Source organism: Nonomuraea sp. B208 (genome assembly GCF_057536035.1).
Window position 1 is genome coordinate 1 of sequence record NZ_BAAJOU010000011.1, and the last position, 17,060, is coordinate 17,060.

The 17,060-nt window shown below is 73.5% G+C and carries 14 protein-coding genes; 1 reads left to right on the plus strand and 13 read right to left on the minus strand.

All coding sequences use genetic code 11. The annotated features are described in order from the left end of the window. The 5 genes from AC27IY_RS09730 to AC27IY_RS09750 form a co-directional block, all read right to left on the minus strand. Positions 1-3,895: type I polyketide synthase (locus AC27IY_RS09730; protein WP_487177715.1), on the minus strand; the 3,895-nt coding region annotated here is incomplete at its 3' end. Further along, a complete protein-coding gene (locus AC27IY_RS09735; protein ID WP_423472839.1) occupies positions 3,892-4,953 on the minus strand; it encodes a ketoacyl-ACP synthase III family protein in 1,062 nt (353 codons plus the stop codon). The genes AC27IY_RS09730 and AC27IY_RS09735, both read right to left, overlap by 4 nt. Positions 4,954-4,995: 42 nt before the next feature. Beyond that, the gene (locus AC27IY_RS09740) at positions 4,996-6,033 is read right to left on the minus strand and encodes a ketoacyl-ACP synthase III family protein (RefSeq protein ID WP_423472841.1); all 1,038 of its coding nucleotides are present in this window, start codon (positions 6,031-6,033) and stop codon (positions 4,996-4,998) included. Next, positions 6,033-6,884, minus strand: a complete 852-nt coding sequence (locus tag AC27IY_RS09745) for a phytanoyl-CoA dioxygenase family protein (protein ID WP_423472843.1) — start codon at positions 6,882-6,884, stop codon at positions 6,033-6,035. The genes AC27IY_RS09740 and AC27IY_RS09745 overlap by 1 nt, the downstream gene beginning before the upstream one ends. Positions 6,885-6,935: 51 nt before the next feature. Next, positions 6,936-8,441 carry an FAD-dependent monooxygenase gene (locus AC27IY_RS09750; RefSeq protein WP_487177716.1) on the minus strand — a complete coding sequence of 502 codons (1,506 nt, stop codon included), beginning with the start codon at positions 8,439-8,441 and terminating at the stop codon, positions 6,936-6,938. 235 nt (positions 8,442-8,676) lie between these two features. On the opposite strand from AC27IY_RS09750, the gene AC27IY_RS09755 reads away from it, so the two are divergent. Further along, positions 8,677-9,867: a cytochrome P450 gene (locus AC27IY_RS09755; protein WP_487177717.1), complete on the plus strand. Its 1,191-nt coding sequence runs from the start codon at positions 8,677-8,679 to the stop codon at positions 9,865-9,867. Here the strand turns inward: AC27IY_RS09755 and AC27IY_RS09760 are convergent. From AC27IY_RS09760 to AC27IY_RS09795, 8 genes are all read right to left on the minus strand, one after another. After that, positions 9,864-10,367 (minus strand): DUF421 domain-containing protein, encoded by a 504-nt coding sequence (locus tag AC27IY_RS09760; RefSeq protein WP_487177718.1) that lies wholly within the window; start codon positions 10,365-10,367, stop codon positions 9,864-9,866. The two genes, AC27IY_RS09755 and AC27IY_RS09760, sit on opposite strands and share 4 nt — an antisense overlap. A 130-nt stretch (positions 10,368-10,497) precedes the next feature. Continuing rightward, complete coding sequence (locus tag AC27IY_RS09765) at positions 10,498-10,947, minus strand: RICIN domain-containing protein (RefSeq protein WP_487177719.1); 450 nt, start codon at positions 10,945-10,947, stop codon at positions 10,498-10,500. A gap of 640 nt (positions 10,948-11,587) precedes the next feature. Next, positions 11,588-12,769, minus strand: a complete 1,182-nt coding sequence (locus AC27IY_RS09770; protein ID WP_423472856.1) for a hypothetical protein — start codon at positions 12,767-12,769, stop codon at positions 11,588-11,590. A gap of 143 nt (positions 12,770-12,912) precedes the next feature. Beyond that, on the minus strand, positions 12,913-13,443 hold the full coding sequence (locus tag AC27IY_RS09775; protein WP_487177720.1) for a MauE/DoxX family redox-associated membrane protein: 531 nt from the start codon (positions 13,441-13,443) through the stop codon (positions 12,913-12,915). Positions 13,444-13,460: 17 nt separating this feature from the next. Continuing rightward, entirely contained in the window at positions 13,461-14,120 is a 660-nt protein-coding gene (locus AC27IY_RS09780) for a hypothetical protein (protein WP_423472860.1), read from the minus strand. Further along, entirely contained in the window at positions 14,117-14,899 is a 783-nt protein-coding gene (locus tag AC27IY_RS09785) for a hypothetical protein (RefSeq protein WP_487177721.1), read from the minus strand. Before AC27IY_RS09785 ends, AC27IY_RS09780 begins: the two co-directional genes overlap by 4 nt. After that, on the minus strand, positions 14,889-16,019 hold the full coding sequence (locus AC27IY_RS09790; protein WP_487177722.1) for an ATP-grasp domain-containing protein: 1,131 nt from the start codon (positions 16,017-16,019) through the stop codon (positions 14,889-14,891). The genes AC27IY_RS09785 and AC27IY_RS09790 overlap by 11 nt, the downstream gene beginning before the upstream one ends. Then, a complete protein-coding gene (locus tag AC27IY_RS09795) occupies positions 16,016-16,945 on the minus strand; it encodes an NAD-dependent epimerase/dehydratase family protein (RefSeq protein ID WP_364458526.1) in 930 nt (309 codons plus the stop codon). The genes AC27IY_RS09790 and AC27IY_RS09795 overlap by 4 nt, the downstream gene beginning before the upstream one ends. Positions 16,946-17,060 lie beyond the last annotated feature (115 nt).

The window sequence follows — 17,060 nt, forward strand, 5'->3', positions numbered from 1 at the left end:
CTTCCAGGTCGGGACTGGCGGCGCTCGCCGCTTCCCGGCCGGGCGCGGTGGCAGGCACCGCTTCCCGGTCGGACAGCACCCCGGCGATGTAGTCGGCGACGGCGGCGACGGTCGGCTGTGCCCACAGCAGCGTCGCCGGCAGCGAGCACCGGAACCGCTGCTCCAGCCGCCGCCGGACGACCACGGTCATCACCGAGTCGAGCCCCTGCTCGATGAGCGGCCGGTGCGGTTCGAGGTCGGTGGGGGCGAGCCGCATCTCCTTGGCGATCTGCGCGCCGACCTCCTCGACCAGGAACGTGCGCAGTTCCTCCGGCTCCAGGTGGGCGAACGAGTCGGCGGGCCGCTCACCCTGCGCGCCGCCGCTCCCGGCGGGGGCGGGCGCGTCGATCACCGGGTAGCGCAGGCCCGTCAGCCTGCCGACGACCGCGCCGGTGTCGTCGATGATCCGTACCTGGGCCGTGTCGTCGGCCTGCTCGTCGTCGAGCAGCACCTCGATGGTGACCGGGCCGTCCGGCACGCCCGAGGTGACGAGCCGGTCGATCCTGGTCACCATGCGCAGCAGCGGGTCGCCGGGGAACACGCTCGGCGCGACCGACATGGCCGCGTCCAGGACGGGCGTCCACGGCGAGGCGCCGGACGGGACCGGGCCGCAGCGGACGCGGGCGCGCACCGCGCCGTCCCCCAGCTGCAGCTCCTCGACCTTCCAGTCGAACCCCGTGTCCGGTACGCCGACCGCGGCCAGCCGGGAGGTTACCAGGCCGGGATCGGCGGGGGCGAGCGGCCGCGGCCGGGCATCGGGCGGGGCGGCCGGCGCGGCGGGGATCGCGGCGGTGGCGATGAGCTGCCAGGCGGCGTCCTGCTCGCCCGCGAGCCTGGCGGCCAGGCGCAGCTCGGCGCCCTGGCGTACGACCTGGATCTCGCGGCGGTCGGCGGTCAGCAGCGGAGCCGACATCGTCACGTCGGACAGCTCCTCGCCGCCGGCGGCGGCCAGGAACGTCGCCGTGAGGACCGCGGCCGGCACGATCTCCACGCCCTCGATGGCGTGGCTGCCCGGGTAGGGCCGGGTGTGGTCGTCGAGGACGGTACGCCACAGCCGGACGTCCGTCCCGGCGAGATCGACGTGGTCGCCGAGCAGCGTGTGCGTGTCCGGCTCGTGGCCCCGGCCGCCGGTGTCGGGCGGCGACGGCGGACGCCAGTGGGTGCGCCGCTGCCACGGGTACGCCGGGAGCGTGACCGGCCCGCCGGCCGGCTGCAGCCGGCGCCAGTCCACGTCGAGCCCGGCGCAGTGCGCGGCGGCCACGGCGGTGAGCAGGGCGGTCCGGCCGGGCCGGTTGCGGCGCAGCGATCCGCCCACGAAGACGTCCTCGTGGCCGCCGTCGCCCAGCGTCTCCAGCACCGAGTGCGTGACGACCGGGTGCGCGGAGATCTCGATGAACGCGCGGTAGCCGTCGGCCGCGGCGGCGCCGACCGCGTCCGCGAGGCGTACCGGGCGGCGCAGGTTGGCCGCCCAGTACGCGCCGTCGAAGCCGGGCCGCCCGCGCGGGTCGTCCAGCGCCGTCGAGTAGACGGCGATGCCGGGGGCGCCGGGCGTCAGGCCGGCCGCGGCGGCGGCCAGGTCCGGCATGAGCGAGTCCATCTGCGGGCCGTGGAAGGCGACGTCCGAGGCGACCCGGCGGGCCGGGATCCCCTCCTCCAGCCAACGGGTCAGCACCTCGGCGACGGCGTCGGGCTCGCCGGAGACGACCGTGGAGCCGGGCGACGACGCGATCGCGGCGACCACGCCCTCATGGCCTTCGAGCCGCCGTTCCGCCTCGGCGAACGGAAGCTGCACCATGGCCATCGCGCCCCGCCCCGCGACCCGGCGCAGCAGGCGGGAGCGGCGGCAGATCAGCCGGGCGCCGTCGAGGCGGCTCAGCGCGCCGGCCGTCACCGCGGCGGCGATCTCGCCGACGGAGTGGCCGATCACCGCGTGGGGGCGCACGCCGTACGCGCGCCAGACCTCGACGAGGCCGACCTGCATCGCGAAGATCATGGTCTGGACGAGGTCGACGTCGGTGAGCTCGCCCCCGCTCAGCGCCTCGCGCGGCGAGAACCCGATCTCCTCGGCGAACACCGGCTCCAGCTCGTCGATCACGGCGGCGAACGCCGGCTCGGCGGCCAGCAGGTCCCGGCCCATCCCGGCCCACTGCGAGCCGTGCCCGGAGAAGACGAACACCGGCCCGGGGCCGGGGTCGGCGAGCGGCCGTCCGGTGGCCACGGCGTCGTGCGGGGTGCCGGCCGCGAGGTTGCGCAGCCCGGCGGCCAGCGCCGTCTCGTTCTCGGCGACGACCACCGCGCGATGCGACAGGTGGGTACGGCGCAGCGCGAGCGTGTGCCCGAGGTCCGCCATCGTCACCCGGCCGGCCGCGCGAGCCGCGCCGGCCGGGTCGGCCACACCAGTCGGATCGGCCGCACCAGCGGCGCCTGCCGCACCAGCCGGGTCGGCCACCGCGGCGACGGCGGCGACGGCGGCCAGGTCGGACGCGGCCTGGCGCAGGGCCGGTCGGGTCGCGGCGGACACCGGGAACAGGCTTCCGGCGGCTCCCCCGGCGGGCGCGGGCGCCGGTGGTCCCTGTTCGAGGACCACGTGCGCGACCGTCCCGCCGTAGCCGAAGGCGGAGACCGCGGCCCGGCGTGGGTGCCCCGCCTCGGGCCAGGGCGTCGGCCGGTCGGCGACGCGCAGCCCGGCGGCGGCCCAGTCCACGGCCGGGGTGGGGGTGTCCAGCCGGCTCGGCGGGATCTCGCCGCGCTGCACCGCGAGGACGGCCTTGACCAGGCCGGCGATGCCGGCGGCGCCCTCCAGGTGGCCGATGTTGGACTTGGCCGAGCCGATCAGGCACGGCCGCTCCCTGCCTGCCCCGTAGACGGCGGCCAGCGCGGCGGCCTCCAGAGGGTCGCCGACCGCGGTGCCGGTGCCGTGCGCCTCGACGTAGCCGACCGTGCCGGGCTCGACGCCGGCCTGCCGCAGCGCGCGGCGCATGACGTGCTCCTGCGCCTGGCCGCACGGCGCCATGATGCCGGCGGTGTGGCCGTCCTGGTTGACGGCGCTGCCGAGGATGGTCGCGAGCACGACGTCCCCGTCCCGTACGGCGTCGCTCAGCCGCTTGAGCACCACGACCGCGGCGCCCTCGCCCCGGCCGTAGCCGTCGGCGGCGGCGTCGAACGACTTGCTCCGCCCGTCCGGCGCGAGGGTGCCGGCCGCGTCCAGGGTCAGCGTCTCGCCGGGCGACAGGATGAGGTTGACGCCGCCCGCCAGCGCCAGGTCGGTCTCCCCCGACCGCAGCGCCTGCACGGCCAGGTGCACGGCGACGAGGGACGCCGAGCACGCCGTGTCCACGGCCATGCTGGGGCCGCGCAGGTCCAGCGCGTACGACACCCGGTTGGCGACCGCGCAGGTGGCGGCGCCGATCCCGGTCCACGCCTCTATGTCGGGCAGGTCCTCGAGCAGCCGGTGGCCGTAGTCGCCGGTGCACACGCCGACGTACACGCCCGCGTCCGTGCCGGCCAGCGCGCCGGCCGGGATGCCGGCGTGCTCCAGCGCCTCCCACGCGGTCTCCATCACCAGGCGCTGCTGCGGGTCCATCAGCTCCGCCTCGCGCGGCGAGAGCCCGAAGAACTCGGCATCGAAGTCCGCCACCCCGTCGAGGAAGTGGCCGTACGGCACCGCGCGGCGGGCCGCCGCCGCGTAGGACGGGCCGCGGTCGGCGTAGGAGCGCCAGCGATCGGCGGGCGCGGGCCCGCTCGTGTCGCGTCCCTCGCACAGCAGGTTCCAGTACCGCTCCGGCGTGTCGGCGCCGCCGGGCAGCCGGCAGCCGATCCCGATCACCGCGATGGCCTCGAACTGTCGATCCGTCACGCGTCCCCTCCCCGAGCCCGCGACCAGGCGGGCGACTCCAGAATCTCCACGACGGCGGCCGAGATGGTCACGCCGGGGCCGTAGGCGAACATCAGCAGGTGGTCGCCGGGCCCGAGGTCGCCCCCGCGGACCAGGTGCTCCAGGGCGAGGACCTGGTCGCTCGCCCCGCAGTGGCCGATGGTGCGGCCGAAGTCCCAGGTCGAGCGGGACGCCGGGATGCCCAGCCGGTGCTCGCAGATCTGGTCGGCGATCTCCTGCGAGGTGTTCATGCAGGTCAGCCTGGTCACGTCGGCCGCCTTGACGCCCGCCTGCGCCAGGGCGCGGTCGATCACCTCGACCATGCGCTCGTCCAGGGTGACCAGCACCATGGTCCCTTCGCCGCCGGCGACCGCGCGGCGGCGGAAGGTGTCGTTGTGGGCGGCGAAGTCCAGCGGGCGGCCCTCGGTGACGCCGGGCGGGAACAGCGGTTCGGCGCAGCGGTGCATCTCCTCGGCCTTTGACACCGACGCCGAGCACACCGAGGCCAGGCGGGCGAACCCCGGCTCGGTGTCGAGCACGAGGGCGCTGCCCGCGTCGCCGGCGATCGCGCCGGGCAGCATCCGCCAGCGGTCGGCCAGCGGCGTGCCGTAGTTGTCGGCGGCGACCAGCAGGGCCGCCTGGCGTCCCGGCTCGGCCCGCAGGTAGCTGGCGGCCAGCTCCAGTGCCGCGAACATGCCGTTGCAGCCCTGCTTGAGCTGGGTCGACAGGACGCCGTCGCCGACCAGGTGGCGCTGCACGTACGCCTGGGGCGGCCAGCCCTCCGGGCCCTGGTGCCAGGTGGAGGTGTAGAGGAGCAGGTCGAGGTCGGTGGGCGAGCGGCCGCTGCGCGCCACCGCCGTACGGGCCGCGCGGAGCGCCATCTCCGGCGCAGGGACGTCGCCGGCCACCGCGACCGAGGCGATCCCGTGCAGCTCGGCCTCCTCGGCCGGGTACCAGCCGGCCGCCACCGCGTGATCCACGTCCACGGTGCCGGGCAGGTAGGACCCGACGCCGCTGATGTACATGTCCGCCGTCTCCATGTCGCCTCCTGGCTCGTTCGGAACAGGTCGGTGCGGCCCTCCTCAGGAGGCGTACTCGGGCGGGATGTCCAGGATCCGCAGCACGGCGCAGGCCAGGGTGGTGCCGGCGCCGAACCCGAGGAGCATCATGTGGTCGCGCGGGGCGAGCGCGCCGGTGGCGAGCAGGTGGTCGAGGGCCACGAACTGGTCGCCGACGCCCAGGTGGCCGACGCCGGCGCCGTACTCCCAGGTGGTGTCGGCCAGGGTCAGCCCGAACCAGTTGACGCCGCGGTGCTCCACGTCGTCGCGGCGTACGTGGGGGAAGGCGACCCGCGCCACGTCGTCGAGCGTGAGATCGGCCTCCTTGAGCGTGCGGTCGGCCAGCTCCAGCATCGCCGTCTGGATCGCCAGCATCACCTGGGCGCCGTCGCCGTGCAGCAGCCGGTTGCGGAACTCCCGGTTGCGCGCGGCGAAGTCCAGCGGCCGGCCCACGGTCGCGTCCGGCGGGAACATCGGCACGCCGCCGTCGTTGACGGCCTCGGCCTCGGGCACCACGCGTACGTTGACCGACAGCAGCTCGGCGAACCCGGTGTCGGTGGTGAGCAGCAGCGCGCAGCCGGCGTCGCCCATCACGGTGCCCTCGATCATCCGCCACCGGTCCACCAGCGGCGTGCCGTGGTTGTCGGCGCCGACGAGCAGCGCGCTGCCGCCGGGACGCAGGTATCCGGCGGCGAGCTGGAGCGCGTTGAACAGGCCGCAGCAGCCCTGCCGCAGCTCGACGGCCGGTACGTGGCCGCCGGTCAGGTGCTGCTGGAGGTAGTACTGCGGGGCCCAGCCCTCGGGTCCCTGGTGCCAGACGTCGCAGTACAGCAGGAGGTCGAGGTCGTGCGGCGACAGCCCGCCGGAGCGCTCGAACGCCTGCCGGGCGGCTCGCAGGCCGAGCTCGGGCGCGGGCACGTCGCCCGCCACCGCGGCGCCTCTGAGCTGGAAGTGCTCCACCTCGTCGGCCGGGTAGCGGCCCTCGGCGACGGCCGTCTCGATGCCGACCACGGGCGGCAGGTGGACGCCGATGCTGCGCAGGTACGTGCCGGAAGTACGCATCAAGCCTTTCCTCGGAGCAGCAGCATCGGGTCGTCCAGCTCGTACAGGCCGCACATCGGCGGGCAGGGCTCGTAGCCGAGCAGCCGCTGGACGTCCTCGGGGTAGCCGCGGACCACGTCCAGCGGGATGGACAGGTACTGGTTCTCCTCCTGGCGGAGGTTGCCGAGGTCGAGGGCGTACGACAGGCCGGTGCGCGGCCCGTCCGAGCGGTTGGCGCCGGCCCCGTGGTAGGTGCTGCCGAGCCAGAGCAGCGCGGACCCGGCGCGCATCTCGGCGGGCACCGCCTCGTCCTCGCGCGGCCCCCGTTCGTCGTCCCAGCGGTGGCTGCCGGGGATCACCCGGGTGGCGCCGTTGCGCGCGGTGAACTCGCTGGCCGCGATCATGACCTGGACGCGGCTCTCCGGGCCGGGGTGGGTGCGCAGGTGCGCGGTGTCGTCCCGGTGCAGGCCCTGGACGGGGACGCCGGGCTGGATCTGGATCGCCCGGGAGATGCCGAGCTGGATCGTCGGGACGAACGCGATGCGCTGCTCGCCGAGCCAGGCGCGGACCGGCCGTTGCAGGAAGTGCCGGGCCGCGCCGAGGAAGTGCGGCTGGCGCAGGACCGTGACCGAGTGCGCGCTGCGGCGGACCAGGCCGGGCAGGATGCGGGTCTTCTCGCCGACCAGCCGCCCGTCGCCGTCCGCGGTGCGCTCCAGGTCGGCGCGCAGGTCCGCCCAGAGGCCCGCGAGCGTCCCGGCGTCGATGAAGTCCTCGATGATCACTGCTCCGGCGGCTTCGACCGCTTCGATCGCCTCGTCGATCGCGGCCGAGGCGGGCAGGGTGGTCAGGGTCGTCAGGGTGGAATCGCTCATCCCGGCCTCCGCAGGGGGCTGAGTCGTGGTCGGACGGTCGTGACGAGAGGGTCAGACGGGCGGGCCGAACCACCGTTCGAGCGCGGCGGTCAGCGACGCCCCTCCGGCGGGCGTGCTCCAGGCGACGAAGCCGTCCGGGCGGACCAGCAGGGCGTCCGCCGGGGCCTCGGCGCATTCGGCGCTGACCACGTCCACCCGGTCGGCCCAGGGCTCGGCGAGCGCGCGCAGTCCGGGGTCCGCGCCGAGGTCGAGCAGCAGGGGCCGCCCGCCGCGCTGCAGCTCGGCGAGCCGCGCCGGGCCGTCGGCGGTCTTCAGCCGCAGGTCGGGGCAGAAGCCGCCGACCAGCGGGCCGGTCAGGGAGGGGTCGCCCATGTCGTACGTGATGTGCAGGTCGTCGATCAGCGCGGTCAGGTTCCGGTTCGTGTGCTCGTCGAGCAGCAGCTGGGTGAGCAGCCGGCGCAGCGCGTCCACGTGCGGGCCGGGGCGCATGAGCGCGATGGAGGCGCGCTGGACCTCCAGGGTCTGCGCGCCGACCGGGTGGCGTTCGGCGGTGTAGGTGTCGAGCAGGTCCTCGGGGCACCGGCCGCGGGCGACGGCGGCCAGCTTCCAGCCGAGGTTGATCGCGTCGCCGAGGCCGAGCCGCAGGCCGGGCCCGCTCCACTGTGACTGGACGTGGGCCGCGTCGCCGGCCAGCAGGACCCGGCCCTGGCGGTAGGTGGCGGCCTGCCGCTCGTTGTCCGTGAATCGGTTGATCTTGTGGACCCTGGTGACGGTCACGTCGGTGCCGCTGAGCCGGCGCAACGACTCCTGGAACTCCTCGCGCGTGATGGGCGCGTCCCTGTTCGCCGGGCGGCCGACGAACTCCAGGGTGATGAAACGGGGCGGCCCCTCCTCGTACACCAGGAGCCCGTTGTCCTTGCGGAACCAGCCGGGCAGGTGGAAGCCGGGGTCGTCGATGTCGGCGAAGGCGCGGTAGCCGGTCGTGACGCCGTCGGTGCCGGGGAAGGGGATGCCGGCCAGCTTCCTGACCGTGCTCCGGCCGCCGTCGCAGCCGACCAGCCAGTCGGCCCGCAGCTCGTACGGCCCGCCGGGGCCCTCGACGTCGAGCCGTACGCCGTCCTCGGCTGCGGTGAAACCGGTGAGCGTGTGGCCGCGACGTACCTCGACGCCGAGCTCGGCGGCCCGGCGGGCCAGCTCCCGCTCCAGCACCTGCTGGGGCACCAGCAGGTCGGGAGACTCCGGGCGGAGCACGAACATGGTGGCGAAGTGCCGCGCGTCGGGGAACGCCTTGGGCTGCAGGCTGTCGGGCCGCCGCTCGCCCAGGGCGATGCGTTCGCGCTCCTCGGGCGTCGGCTGCGCCGGGGTCCCGTCCACCCCGAGCATGAGGCCGCGGCGGTCCAGGATGTCGATGGCCCGCCCGGTGATGCCCTCGGCCTTCGGATGTTCCTCCATCTCGGGCAGTCGTTCGAGCACCACCACCGGCACACCGTGCAGCGCCACCTCGCAGGCGAGGAAGAGCCCGATCGGTCCACCACCGACTATCGCGACCTGTGTCATGCACACCTCTGCTGAGGGGGTGAGAATGCTGGGGAAATCGTCGGGTCACCGGCCGCTGACCTGCGGCGACGGCCGGTACGCGGTCCTGTTGCCGATGGGTTGACAGGTGACTGTTCTGTCAGCCGATGCCGATGTTAAGTCGATGATCAAAGAATTCCTAGTGGTGGAATTTTCCGTGTTTGTCATGCATAATCCCCTTCGGCCTTGATCAACAGCTCGCAGGGGAGGCCAACCCATGAGCGACGGCCAGACCGCCCAGTCCCTGGAAACCGACCGGCCCACTCCCTTCGACCCGCCCCTCGCGCTGCGCCGCCGCCCCCCGCTCAGCAGGCTGGCCTACCCCGACGGCCACCTCGGCTGGGTGTCCACCGGGTACGCGGAGACCCGCGCCATCCTGGCGGACCCGCGCTTCAGCACCCGGCGTGAGCTGCTGCACCAGCCGGTCGGCGGCGAGCGCGCGACCGAACGCCCGACGCCCGCCGAGCCGGGCATCTTCCCGCACATGGACCCGCCCGAGCACACGCGCTTCCGCCGCCTGCTCGCCCACCACTTCGGGCCCCGGCGGGTGGCCGGGCTGATGCCCGCGATCCGGCGGCACACCGCCGAGGCGCTCGACGGCATGGCGGGCGGCGGGAGCTCCGCCGACCTCCTGACCGCGTTCGCCATGCCGATCCCGGCGCTCGTCATCTGCGAGGTACTGGGCGTGCCGGTGGAGGACCGGCAGCGCGTGCAGGCGGCCACGGCGGTGATGAACGACCTCGACTCGCGCCCGGATCAGGTCGCGGCGGCCGTCATGACGATCACGGGGACGGTGCGCGACGTCCTCGCCCGGCAGGTCGCGGGCCCCGCCGAGGGCGGGCTGCTGGCGCACGCGGCGGCCACCGGCGGGCTGAGCGACGAGGAGCTCACCAACCTCGGGATGGTGCTGCTCGCGACGGGCCACCTGCCGACGTCGAGCATGCTCGCGCTCGGGGCGTTCGCGCTGCTGACCGACCCGGCCCAGCGGGCCCTGCTGGCGGCCGACCCGGAGCGGGCGGTGGAGGAGCTGCTGCGGTACCTGTCGGTGCTCCAGTTCGACGTACGGCGGACCGCGCTGGTCGACGTCGAGATCGGCGGCCAGGTCATCGCGGCCGGGGAGACCGTGGTGCTGGCGCTGCCGGTGGCCAACCGCGATCCGGGGCGCTTCCCCTGCCCGGACGCGCTGGACCTGTCCCGCTCCGCGACCGGACACCTGGCGTTCGGGCACGGCGTCCACCAGTGCCTCGGGCAGCATCTCGCGCGGGCCGAGCTCCGGGTGGCGCTGACCGCGCTCTTCGAGCGCTTCCCCGACCTGCGCCTGGCGGTGCCGGCGGGCGAGGTGCCGACCCGCGACCGCTCGGCGGTGTACGGCGTGGACCGGCTGCCGGTCACCTGGGGGCGCCCTTAGGGCTCGTCCACCTCGCCGCGGTCGCGGCGCACGACGCTGATCAGGCCGTTCGGCTCCAGGTAGGCGGACTTGACCTCGTCCAGGTCCTGGATCCCGTGCAGCCGGAGCTGGGTGAGGACCTCCTCGCGGGTCATGAACTCCCGGCGCATCACCTGGAGGTTGAGCCGGCCGTCGCTGATGAGCGGGCGCGGCCGGGCCTTCAGCACCCGGGCCGCGCGCGGCCAGCGGTAGGAGACTGCGTCCACGACGACGCTCCACAGCAGGATCGTGGCGACCAGCAGCAGCCCGTCGCCGACGGAGTGCGACGACCCGGTGAGGCCGCCCGCCGCGGCCTCGGCGACCAGGACGACCAGCAGCACGTCCGTGAGGCCGAGGCCGCCGGCCTCGCGCTGCCCGGCGACGCGCAGCATGAGCAGCAGCGCGAGGAACGTCACGGTCCCGCGTACGAAGATCTCGGCAACGGGCGTGCTGAGCAGGAAGACCGCTCCCCAGTCGGGCATACGACCTGGCTACCCGGGCCGGCCTGCGGCGAATCCCCACGTGAGGGGCCGGGGCCGTCGGTCAGACGGGTGCGATGTCCGTCCGTGCCGTCCGGCGCGCGGACGGCACGGACGTGCTGAACCTTGTGAGCTACCAGCCGGCGTCGCTGATGGGCTCCAACCGGAACTTCTCGTTGTCCTGGGTGCCGGGGTCGTACTGGTTCACGCTGGCACCGTAATCGAGGCTGGCGTTCTCGATGGCCAGGACCTTGCCCGAATGCTTGACGATGATGCGGACGTAACCGTCGCCGGCGTCGCGCAGCTCGAACTTCTCGTTGTCCTGGGTGCCGAAGTCGTACTGGTTCAGGCTGGCGCCCTGATTGAGGCTGGCGTTCTCGATGGCCAGCACCTTGCCCGAATGCTTGACCACGATCCGGACGTAGCCGCCGCCGGCGTCGCGCAGCTCGAACTTCTCGTTGTCCTGGGTGCCGGAGTCATATTGGTTCAGGCTGGCACCGTCCTTGAGGCTGGCGTTCTCGATGGCCAGCACCTTGCCCGAATGCTTGACGATCAGCCGGACTCGCGTGGGGAAAGGAGCCATGGCTACCTCCTTGGTAGGGGAATCGGGGGCAGGGCCCTGACACACGCCGGGCGGCGCGGCCCTGCCCATGGTCACCACATTGAGCCGGTCGACGCTCAAGGGCGAATACCGGCATAGCGGCTAAGAAAACCCGTGGTGAGTTGCCGAACCACGGCTATTTGCCCCTGCCGGAGCAGGCGGCGACGGCGCCATAACAACCCTCGCGGCGGGGGCAGAACTTTATCGGCCGACGTGGGCGCCTGAACTTCCAGGAGCATCCATAATTGGTGGGGATGAATCGGCCTCTGACTGTCAGCGCCTTGCTGGAATTTGAAAGCGCCGACAGGATCACGGGGCGGGCGCGAATTCGAAGGTGAATGCGCCCTCGACGTCGATCGCCGACCGTGGCTGCCTACTGATCAGGGTTTATGACAGCAGGAATGGCCATTTTCATCCCCTCCAGTCGACGATCGAGGCGGCGGCGCTTCGTTCGTCTCTATGAAACTTGATAGCGGGCGGGAAATCACCCTCCAGCCATGACCACATCCGGACAGGATTCAAGCCTCCACCGCTTGGCCCTCAGCTCGTCCGGAGTTTAAATTTGGTTTCCTTGGCTTTTTGGGCGACGTATACATAGGCCCATTGCTCGCGTTGGCCCGTGTCAGCACCAGGTCAGGGTGGAGTTGTTGCGGGTGACGTTGCTGATCGTGTTGTTGCTGCCCGTGCAGGGGCTCCAGCGGATGCCGGTGTTGCTGACCGTCAGGTTCTGGAACCTGATGCCCGACGACGGCGGGAACTCCGTACGGGCCGCGATCCTGACCTCGCCGCCCCCGCTGATCGTGCCGGACACGCCGGCGATGACCACGTTGTAGCAGTTCTCCACCAGGACCGAGTTGTTGCCGGTGTTGGCGATGTCCACCCGGTCGATGGTGGCGCCGCCGCTCTCGGAGACGCAGAAGACGCCCCGGCCGCCGCCGCGGGCCTTGACCGTGCCGACGCGGATGTTGTTCGGGTAGGAGCTGCCGATCCGGCCGTTGCGGTTGGCCATGCGGAAGGCGGCGTAGCCGGTGCCGGCGCCGGCGTTGTCGGCGTCCACGGTGCCGACCGTGGCGTTGACGGTCTGGTTGAGCAGCAGCCCGGACTCGCCGACGTTGCGCGCGGTCACGGTGCCGACGGTGAGGCCGTCCACGCCGTACGTCTCCATGGCGTGCGAGCTCGCGCCCTGGACGTACACGTTGTCGACCCGGACGTTGCGGGTCCACTGGCTGGTGTCGCCGCGGTTGTCGATGCGTACGCCGAGGCCCGCGCCGAGCCGCATGTCGAGCTGGCCGAGCCAGACGTTGGTGACGTTGCGCAGGAAGATGCCGTAGACCGGGGTGCCGGTGACGTTGAGGTAGGGGACCTCGATGTTCGTGGTGCCGCGGGAGTAGACGGGCGCGTAGTCGCCGGAGCCCGAGCCGGTGACGTTGATGGTGCCGCACACCGACAGTGACGTGTAGCTGGGCAGGGAGATCCGGGTGCCGGCGCTCATGGTGCCGTTGCCGCGCACCACGACCCGCTGGATGGAGGTGCGCCCGGCCGTGAGGCTGCCGATGCCGGCCTGGACGGCGGCTCGGAAGTCGGTGCCGCTGTAGACGGTGCCGCCGGCGCTGTCGCGGGCGGTCCAGGTGCTGCCGCTGACCGTGACCTGCGACTGGAAGGCGCCGTCGCCGCACGCGGCGGCGGACGCCGGGGTCACGCCGGGCACGACCGCGGCTCCGGCGGCGCCCAGCAGCACGGCGAGGGCGGCGGCGATCCGGTGCCGGCGCCTGGGCGAGGGTGACGAGGGGGTGACCGCTGTCATGACATCCTCCGGTGGGGGTGTTGCACGGCAAGAGAGCCGCGCATCACCGCCGAGGCGCGCCTCCGTTCCTAGAACGTTTGAATAGCGGTGACGCGGGTGTCAAGCGGCCTGTCAGGTTGTTGCAGCGAGCGTGCAGCCCCGGCTCAGCGGCCGGGAGGGGGCGCGAAGAGCGCGGCGAGGTCGTCGGCGAACACGGCCGGGAGGGCGAGCAGCGCGCCGCCCGCGACCGCCAGCGCCACGCCCGCAGGGTGCGGCTGCTCGGGGCCTCCGACCAGGACGGCCGCCGCGCCGGCGACGGCCAGCGCGGCCAGGGCGAGGTTACGTACGAGGTGCAGACGGCCGAGCGGCGACGGCGTCATGCCGAAGCAGCGGCAGGAGGCGCGGACGCCGGCGCGCAGCGCCCGCCCGATTCCTGCGGAGAAGGCCAGCAGGACGGCGGCGGCCAGGGCGAGCCCGGCGGCCGCCGTGCGCTCCACGGCCAGCAGGACGACGACGGCGCACTCGGCGGCGACCACCAGTGCGGGGAGCACGGCCGCTCCCCGTCGCAGCGGGACGAGCTCCGGCACCGACCGCCGGAACGCCTCGTACGCCGCCCGCCCGCGCACCTTGCCGATCACCGCCACCAGGAAGACGAGCCCCAGCGCGCAGCGCGCGGTCAGTGCGAGATAGTCCACGGAGGCGCCCCTTGCGGTCAGGCGGCCGGCTGCCGGTCGCGCCGCCGGGAGAGGCGCCGGAAGAGGCTGCGCGGCAGGAACAGGACGAGCAGCGCCGCCACGACGTGCGCGGCGATGAAGGCGTACGCCTCGGCCTTCGTCGCCGGATGGCCGATCCGCACGGTGATGTGGTCCGCCCACGCCCACACCTCGGGGATCCCGTCGAGCCGGCGGTTCATCGAGACCGCCACCAGGTCCTCCAGCCCGGACACGTGCAGGATCGACATGGCCGCCCCCGTACGCAGCACGCCCTCCCGCGACCCGCCGCCGATCCGGTACGCCACCAGCAGCGCGACGACGAGGAACGGCACGAACACCACGACGTGCAGGTAGAGGTCCTCGAAGGTGCCCGATCCGTCCTCGATGTCCATCGCCCTGATGAAGGTGGCGGGCACGAAGTACAGCAGGAACCCCAGGAAGAGCGCGGGAAGGGCGATCAGGTGCAGGCGCAGCCGGCGGGCCGTCTCCACGTCCAGCCAGGCGACCGCGACGATGGCGGCCAGTTGCGGGGTGAGCTTCACGAGGAAGCCCCAGAGGGTGGTGATGTCCTGCTCGTACGGCAGGACGAAACGGACCAGCCCGGCCAGTGCGACGGCCACGACGCCCATCACGAGCGTCACCAGGTTGGCTCTGATCACGGTAGGACTCCAAGGATCGGGGCGCCGTGGACGGGGCAGCGGCCGAGCGTGGCGGCGCCGTCGGGCACCACGTCGACCAGGACGGGCCTGCGCCTGCGCAGCGCGGTGACGGCCGGCGTGCCGTCCGCCGTCGTCCGCGCGTGGAAGCGTCGCCACAGCAGGTGAAGGTGGCCGCACCGGGCGCGTGCGGCGTAGTAACCGAGATGCGGGTCATGGGCCAGCTCCGCGTCGCCGCGCAGGCCGGCGCGGATCAGCACGCGGGTCTCGATCCCGGCGAGCGCGGGCAGGAACTCGGCCACGGCGTCGCGCTCGCCGACCAGGACCGCCCGCCCGGCGCCGGCGGCGAGGCGGAGCGCGGGCTCGTTGAGCTCGCGCCGCCGCCGCTCGTTCCTGACCTTGGCGCCCGCGGCCAGCAGCACGCCGTAGCGCCGGAACGGGCCGAGCGCGCGCCGGTCGAGCACCGCGGGGCGCACTTCCAGCACGGGCGCCCGCCCGCGTACGCCGGCCGTGCGGAGTGCGGCCCGCAGGTCGGCGGCGGGGCCGATCCACAGGCTGGGCTCCGCGCCCGCGTCGTACGGCGCGCCGAACGGGCACAGCCGGTGCAACTGCCCCGCGAGGTCCGCGCTGGGCGTGGGCTCGGGCTCGGCGAGCTCGCGCCCGGCCCGTACCCACTGGTCCCGGTAGAAGGGCACGCGGGCGAAGGCCGTCCGGACGGCCCGCCGGTAGGCCAGCCGCCACAGGACGCCGGGGAACCCGCCCGGCGACGCGCTAGCGGACATCTATCCTGATCAGCGCGTCGAGGTCGGGCGGCTCGCGGTCCACGACGTACCCCAGCTTGGCCCGGCACTCGGTGTAGGGCACGACGTGGTCGCCGGGCTTGGCCACCACGACCACCTCGGCGCCGTCCGGCAGCGACTCCAGCCCGTCGATGGAGACGAGCGTCCCCTCCGTGGGGGCGCGCAGCACCCGGACGTGGGCGGGGACGCGCCGGGCCGGGGTCAGGTCGGGACGCTCGCCGATCGCGAGTCGCACGGTGGCCTCGACCGTGTCGACGCCGTGCATGAGCCCGAGGGCCTCGCCCAGCCCGTTGCCGCCGATCCGCGCGCCCATCTCGACGAGGGTGACCTGCCCGCCGTCCACGAACAGATCGACGTTGAGCGGGCCGTCGCGGTAGCCGAGGTCGGCGCAGACGCGTTCGAGCTGCCGGACGACCTCCTTCTCCAGGACGTCGTCGGCGGGCGTCATGTCGTGGCCGACCGCGACCACGGCGGGCGGCGCGGTGACGCGCCTGCTCAGCCCGAGCAGGGCGATCCTGCCGTCCTGGAGCATGGCCTCGGCGCAGAGGTCCTCGCCGGTCAGCAGCTCCTCGATGAGGGCCCGCCCGGTCGGGGAGGCCTCCTTGGCGTGCGCGATCGCCGCCGGCAGCTCGCCGGGCTCGCGGCAGATCGTGATGCCGCGCGAGCTGCCGGAGTCCACGGGCTTGACGATGACGGGCAGCGGCGGCCGGAGCGCCGGGTCCGCGTCACCCTCGCAGTAGCGGGGCCCGGGCAGGCCGAGCCGTTCGCACACCTCGCGGAAAAAGAGCTTGTCCGTCGAGGCGCGCAGCGTCGCGTCCGTCAGTCCGCACGGCAGGCCGAGCAGGCGGGCCAGCTCGACCAGCGACGGGAGGTTGATGTCGCTGCCGGGGGCGAGCAGCCCGGCCAGGCCGTCGCGGTCGCGCAGGGCGGCCGCGACGGCGGGGACGTCGCGGGTGCTGACGTGCAGGAACTCGTCGGCCTCGGCGACGCCGGGCGCGTCCTGCCGCATGTCCACGCAGATGGTGGCCAGGCCCAGCCGCCGGGCGGCGCGGAAGGCACTGACCGTGCCGTCCGAGCCGCCCAGGATGACCAGGCGCCTCATCGCGGCGGGCTCCAGTGCGTGCCGCGGCTCTCGATGAACCAGTCGACGGTCTTGGCCATGCCCTCGGGCAGCGAGACGAGCGTGGCGGGGTCGATGCCGACCGAGCGCAGCGTCTGCGGGTCGGCGGTGACGGCGGTCTCCGGGGTCTCGCCGGGCCGCATGGGCAGGTCGACGATCGGGACGCGGTCGTAGCCGCGGTCCACGCACATGTCGATGATCATCTCGGCGACGGCGCGGATGCTGGTGGACTCGGCGGGGCCGACCTCGACGACGTGCTTGAGCGGGCCCTGCTCGGCCGCGGTCTCCAGCGCCGAGACGAGGCCCCGCGCGACGTCGCCGACCCAGACCATGTCGGAGATCTGGGCGCCGCCCCCGTAGAGCTCGACCGGCATGCCGGACAGCGCGCGGCAGACGACGGCGGGGGTGATCTTGCGGACCTTGCCGGGCGCGAACGGCGGCGCGGCCATCTGCCGCGGCCCGTAGGCGTTGACGACCCTGACCTGGTTGACGCGGGTGCCCCGGTGTGCGTTGAACATGCGCACGAAGCGCTCGACGGCGGTCTTCGAGATGGAGTAGCTGTTGTCCATCCAGTGGTTGCCGACGCAGATGTAGACGCCGGGCAGGTCGTACTGGGCGACGGCTTCGAGGAAGTTGAGGCCGCCGACGAGGTTGGTCTCGGCGGCGGGGCGCGGGTTGTCGATCGTCTCCTGGGTCCCGAGCACGGCCGCCAGGTGGATGATCGCGTCGGCGTGGGCGGCCAGCTCGACCATGGCCGTGGCGTCCCTGATGTCGCCGAGCATGAATTCGTACGTGCCCGTGCCGCGCTGGCGATGGTCGAAGACGATGGGAGTGTGGCCGCGGGCGGCTAACTCCTCGCATACGTACTGTCCGATGAAGCCGTTGCCCCCGGTGACGCCTACTTTCATGCTTTCCCCTGGTCAGTGCCGTGCGCTGCGGTGGTGCGCGGGCGGATGATGCGAAGCGCCCGATCGTGGACGCGGCGCTGATCAAATCAGACATATACTGCGATCGTTTATCTCA

Coding starts and splice junctions, on each gene's coding strand:
- AC27IY_RS09745 (WP_423472843.1), bottom strand. CDS start 6,884: ATGAGCGATTCCACCCTGACGACCCTGACCACCCTGCCCGCCTCGGCC.
- AC27IY_RS09740 (WP_423472841.1), bottom strand. CDS start 6,033: ATGCGTACTTCCGGCACGTACCTGCGCAGCATCGGCGTCCACCTGCCG.
- AC27IY_RS09755 (WP_487177717.1), top strand. CDS start 8,677: ATGAGCGACGGCCAGACCGCCCAGTCCCTGGAAACCGACCGGCCCACT.
- AC27IY_RS09770 (WP_423472856.1), bottom strand. CDS start 12,769: ATGACAGCGGTCACCCCCTCGTCACCCTCGCCCAGGCGCCGGCACCGG.
- AC27IY_RS09790 (WP_487177722.1), bottom strand. CDS start 16,019: ATGAGGCGCCTGGTCATCCTGGGCGGCTCGGACGGCACGGTCAGTGCC.
- AC27IY_RS09760 (WP_487177718.1), bottom strand. CDS start 10,367: ATGCCCGACTGGGGAGCGGTCTTCCTGCTCAGCACGCCCGTTGCCGAG.
- AC27IY_RS09765 (WP_487177719.1), bottom strand. CDS start 10,947: ATGGCTCCTTTCCCCACGCGAGTCCGGCTGATCGTCAAGCATTCGGGC.
- AC27IY_RS09750 (WP_487177716.1), bottom strand. CDS start 8,441: ATGACACAGGTCGCGATAGTCGGTGGTGGACCGATCGGGCTCTTCCTC.
- AC27IY_RS09785 (WP_487177721.1), bottom strand. CDS start 14,899: ATGTCCGCTAGCGCGTCGCCGGGCGGGTTCCCCGGCGTCCTGTGGCGG.
- AC27IY_RS09735 (WP_423472839.1), bottom strand. CDS start 4,953: ATGGAGACGGCGGACATGTACATCAGCGGCGTCGGGTCCTACCTGCCC.
- AC27IY_RS09795 (WP_364458526.1), bottom strand. CDS start 16,945: ATGAAAGTAGGCGTCACCGGGGGCAACGGCTTCATCGGACAGTACGTA.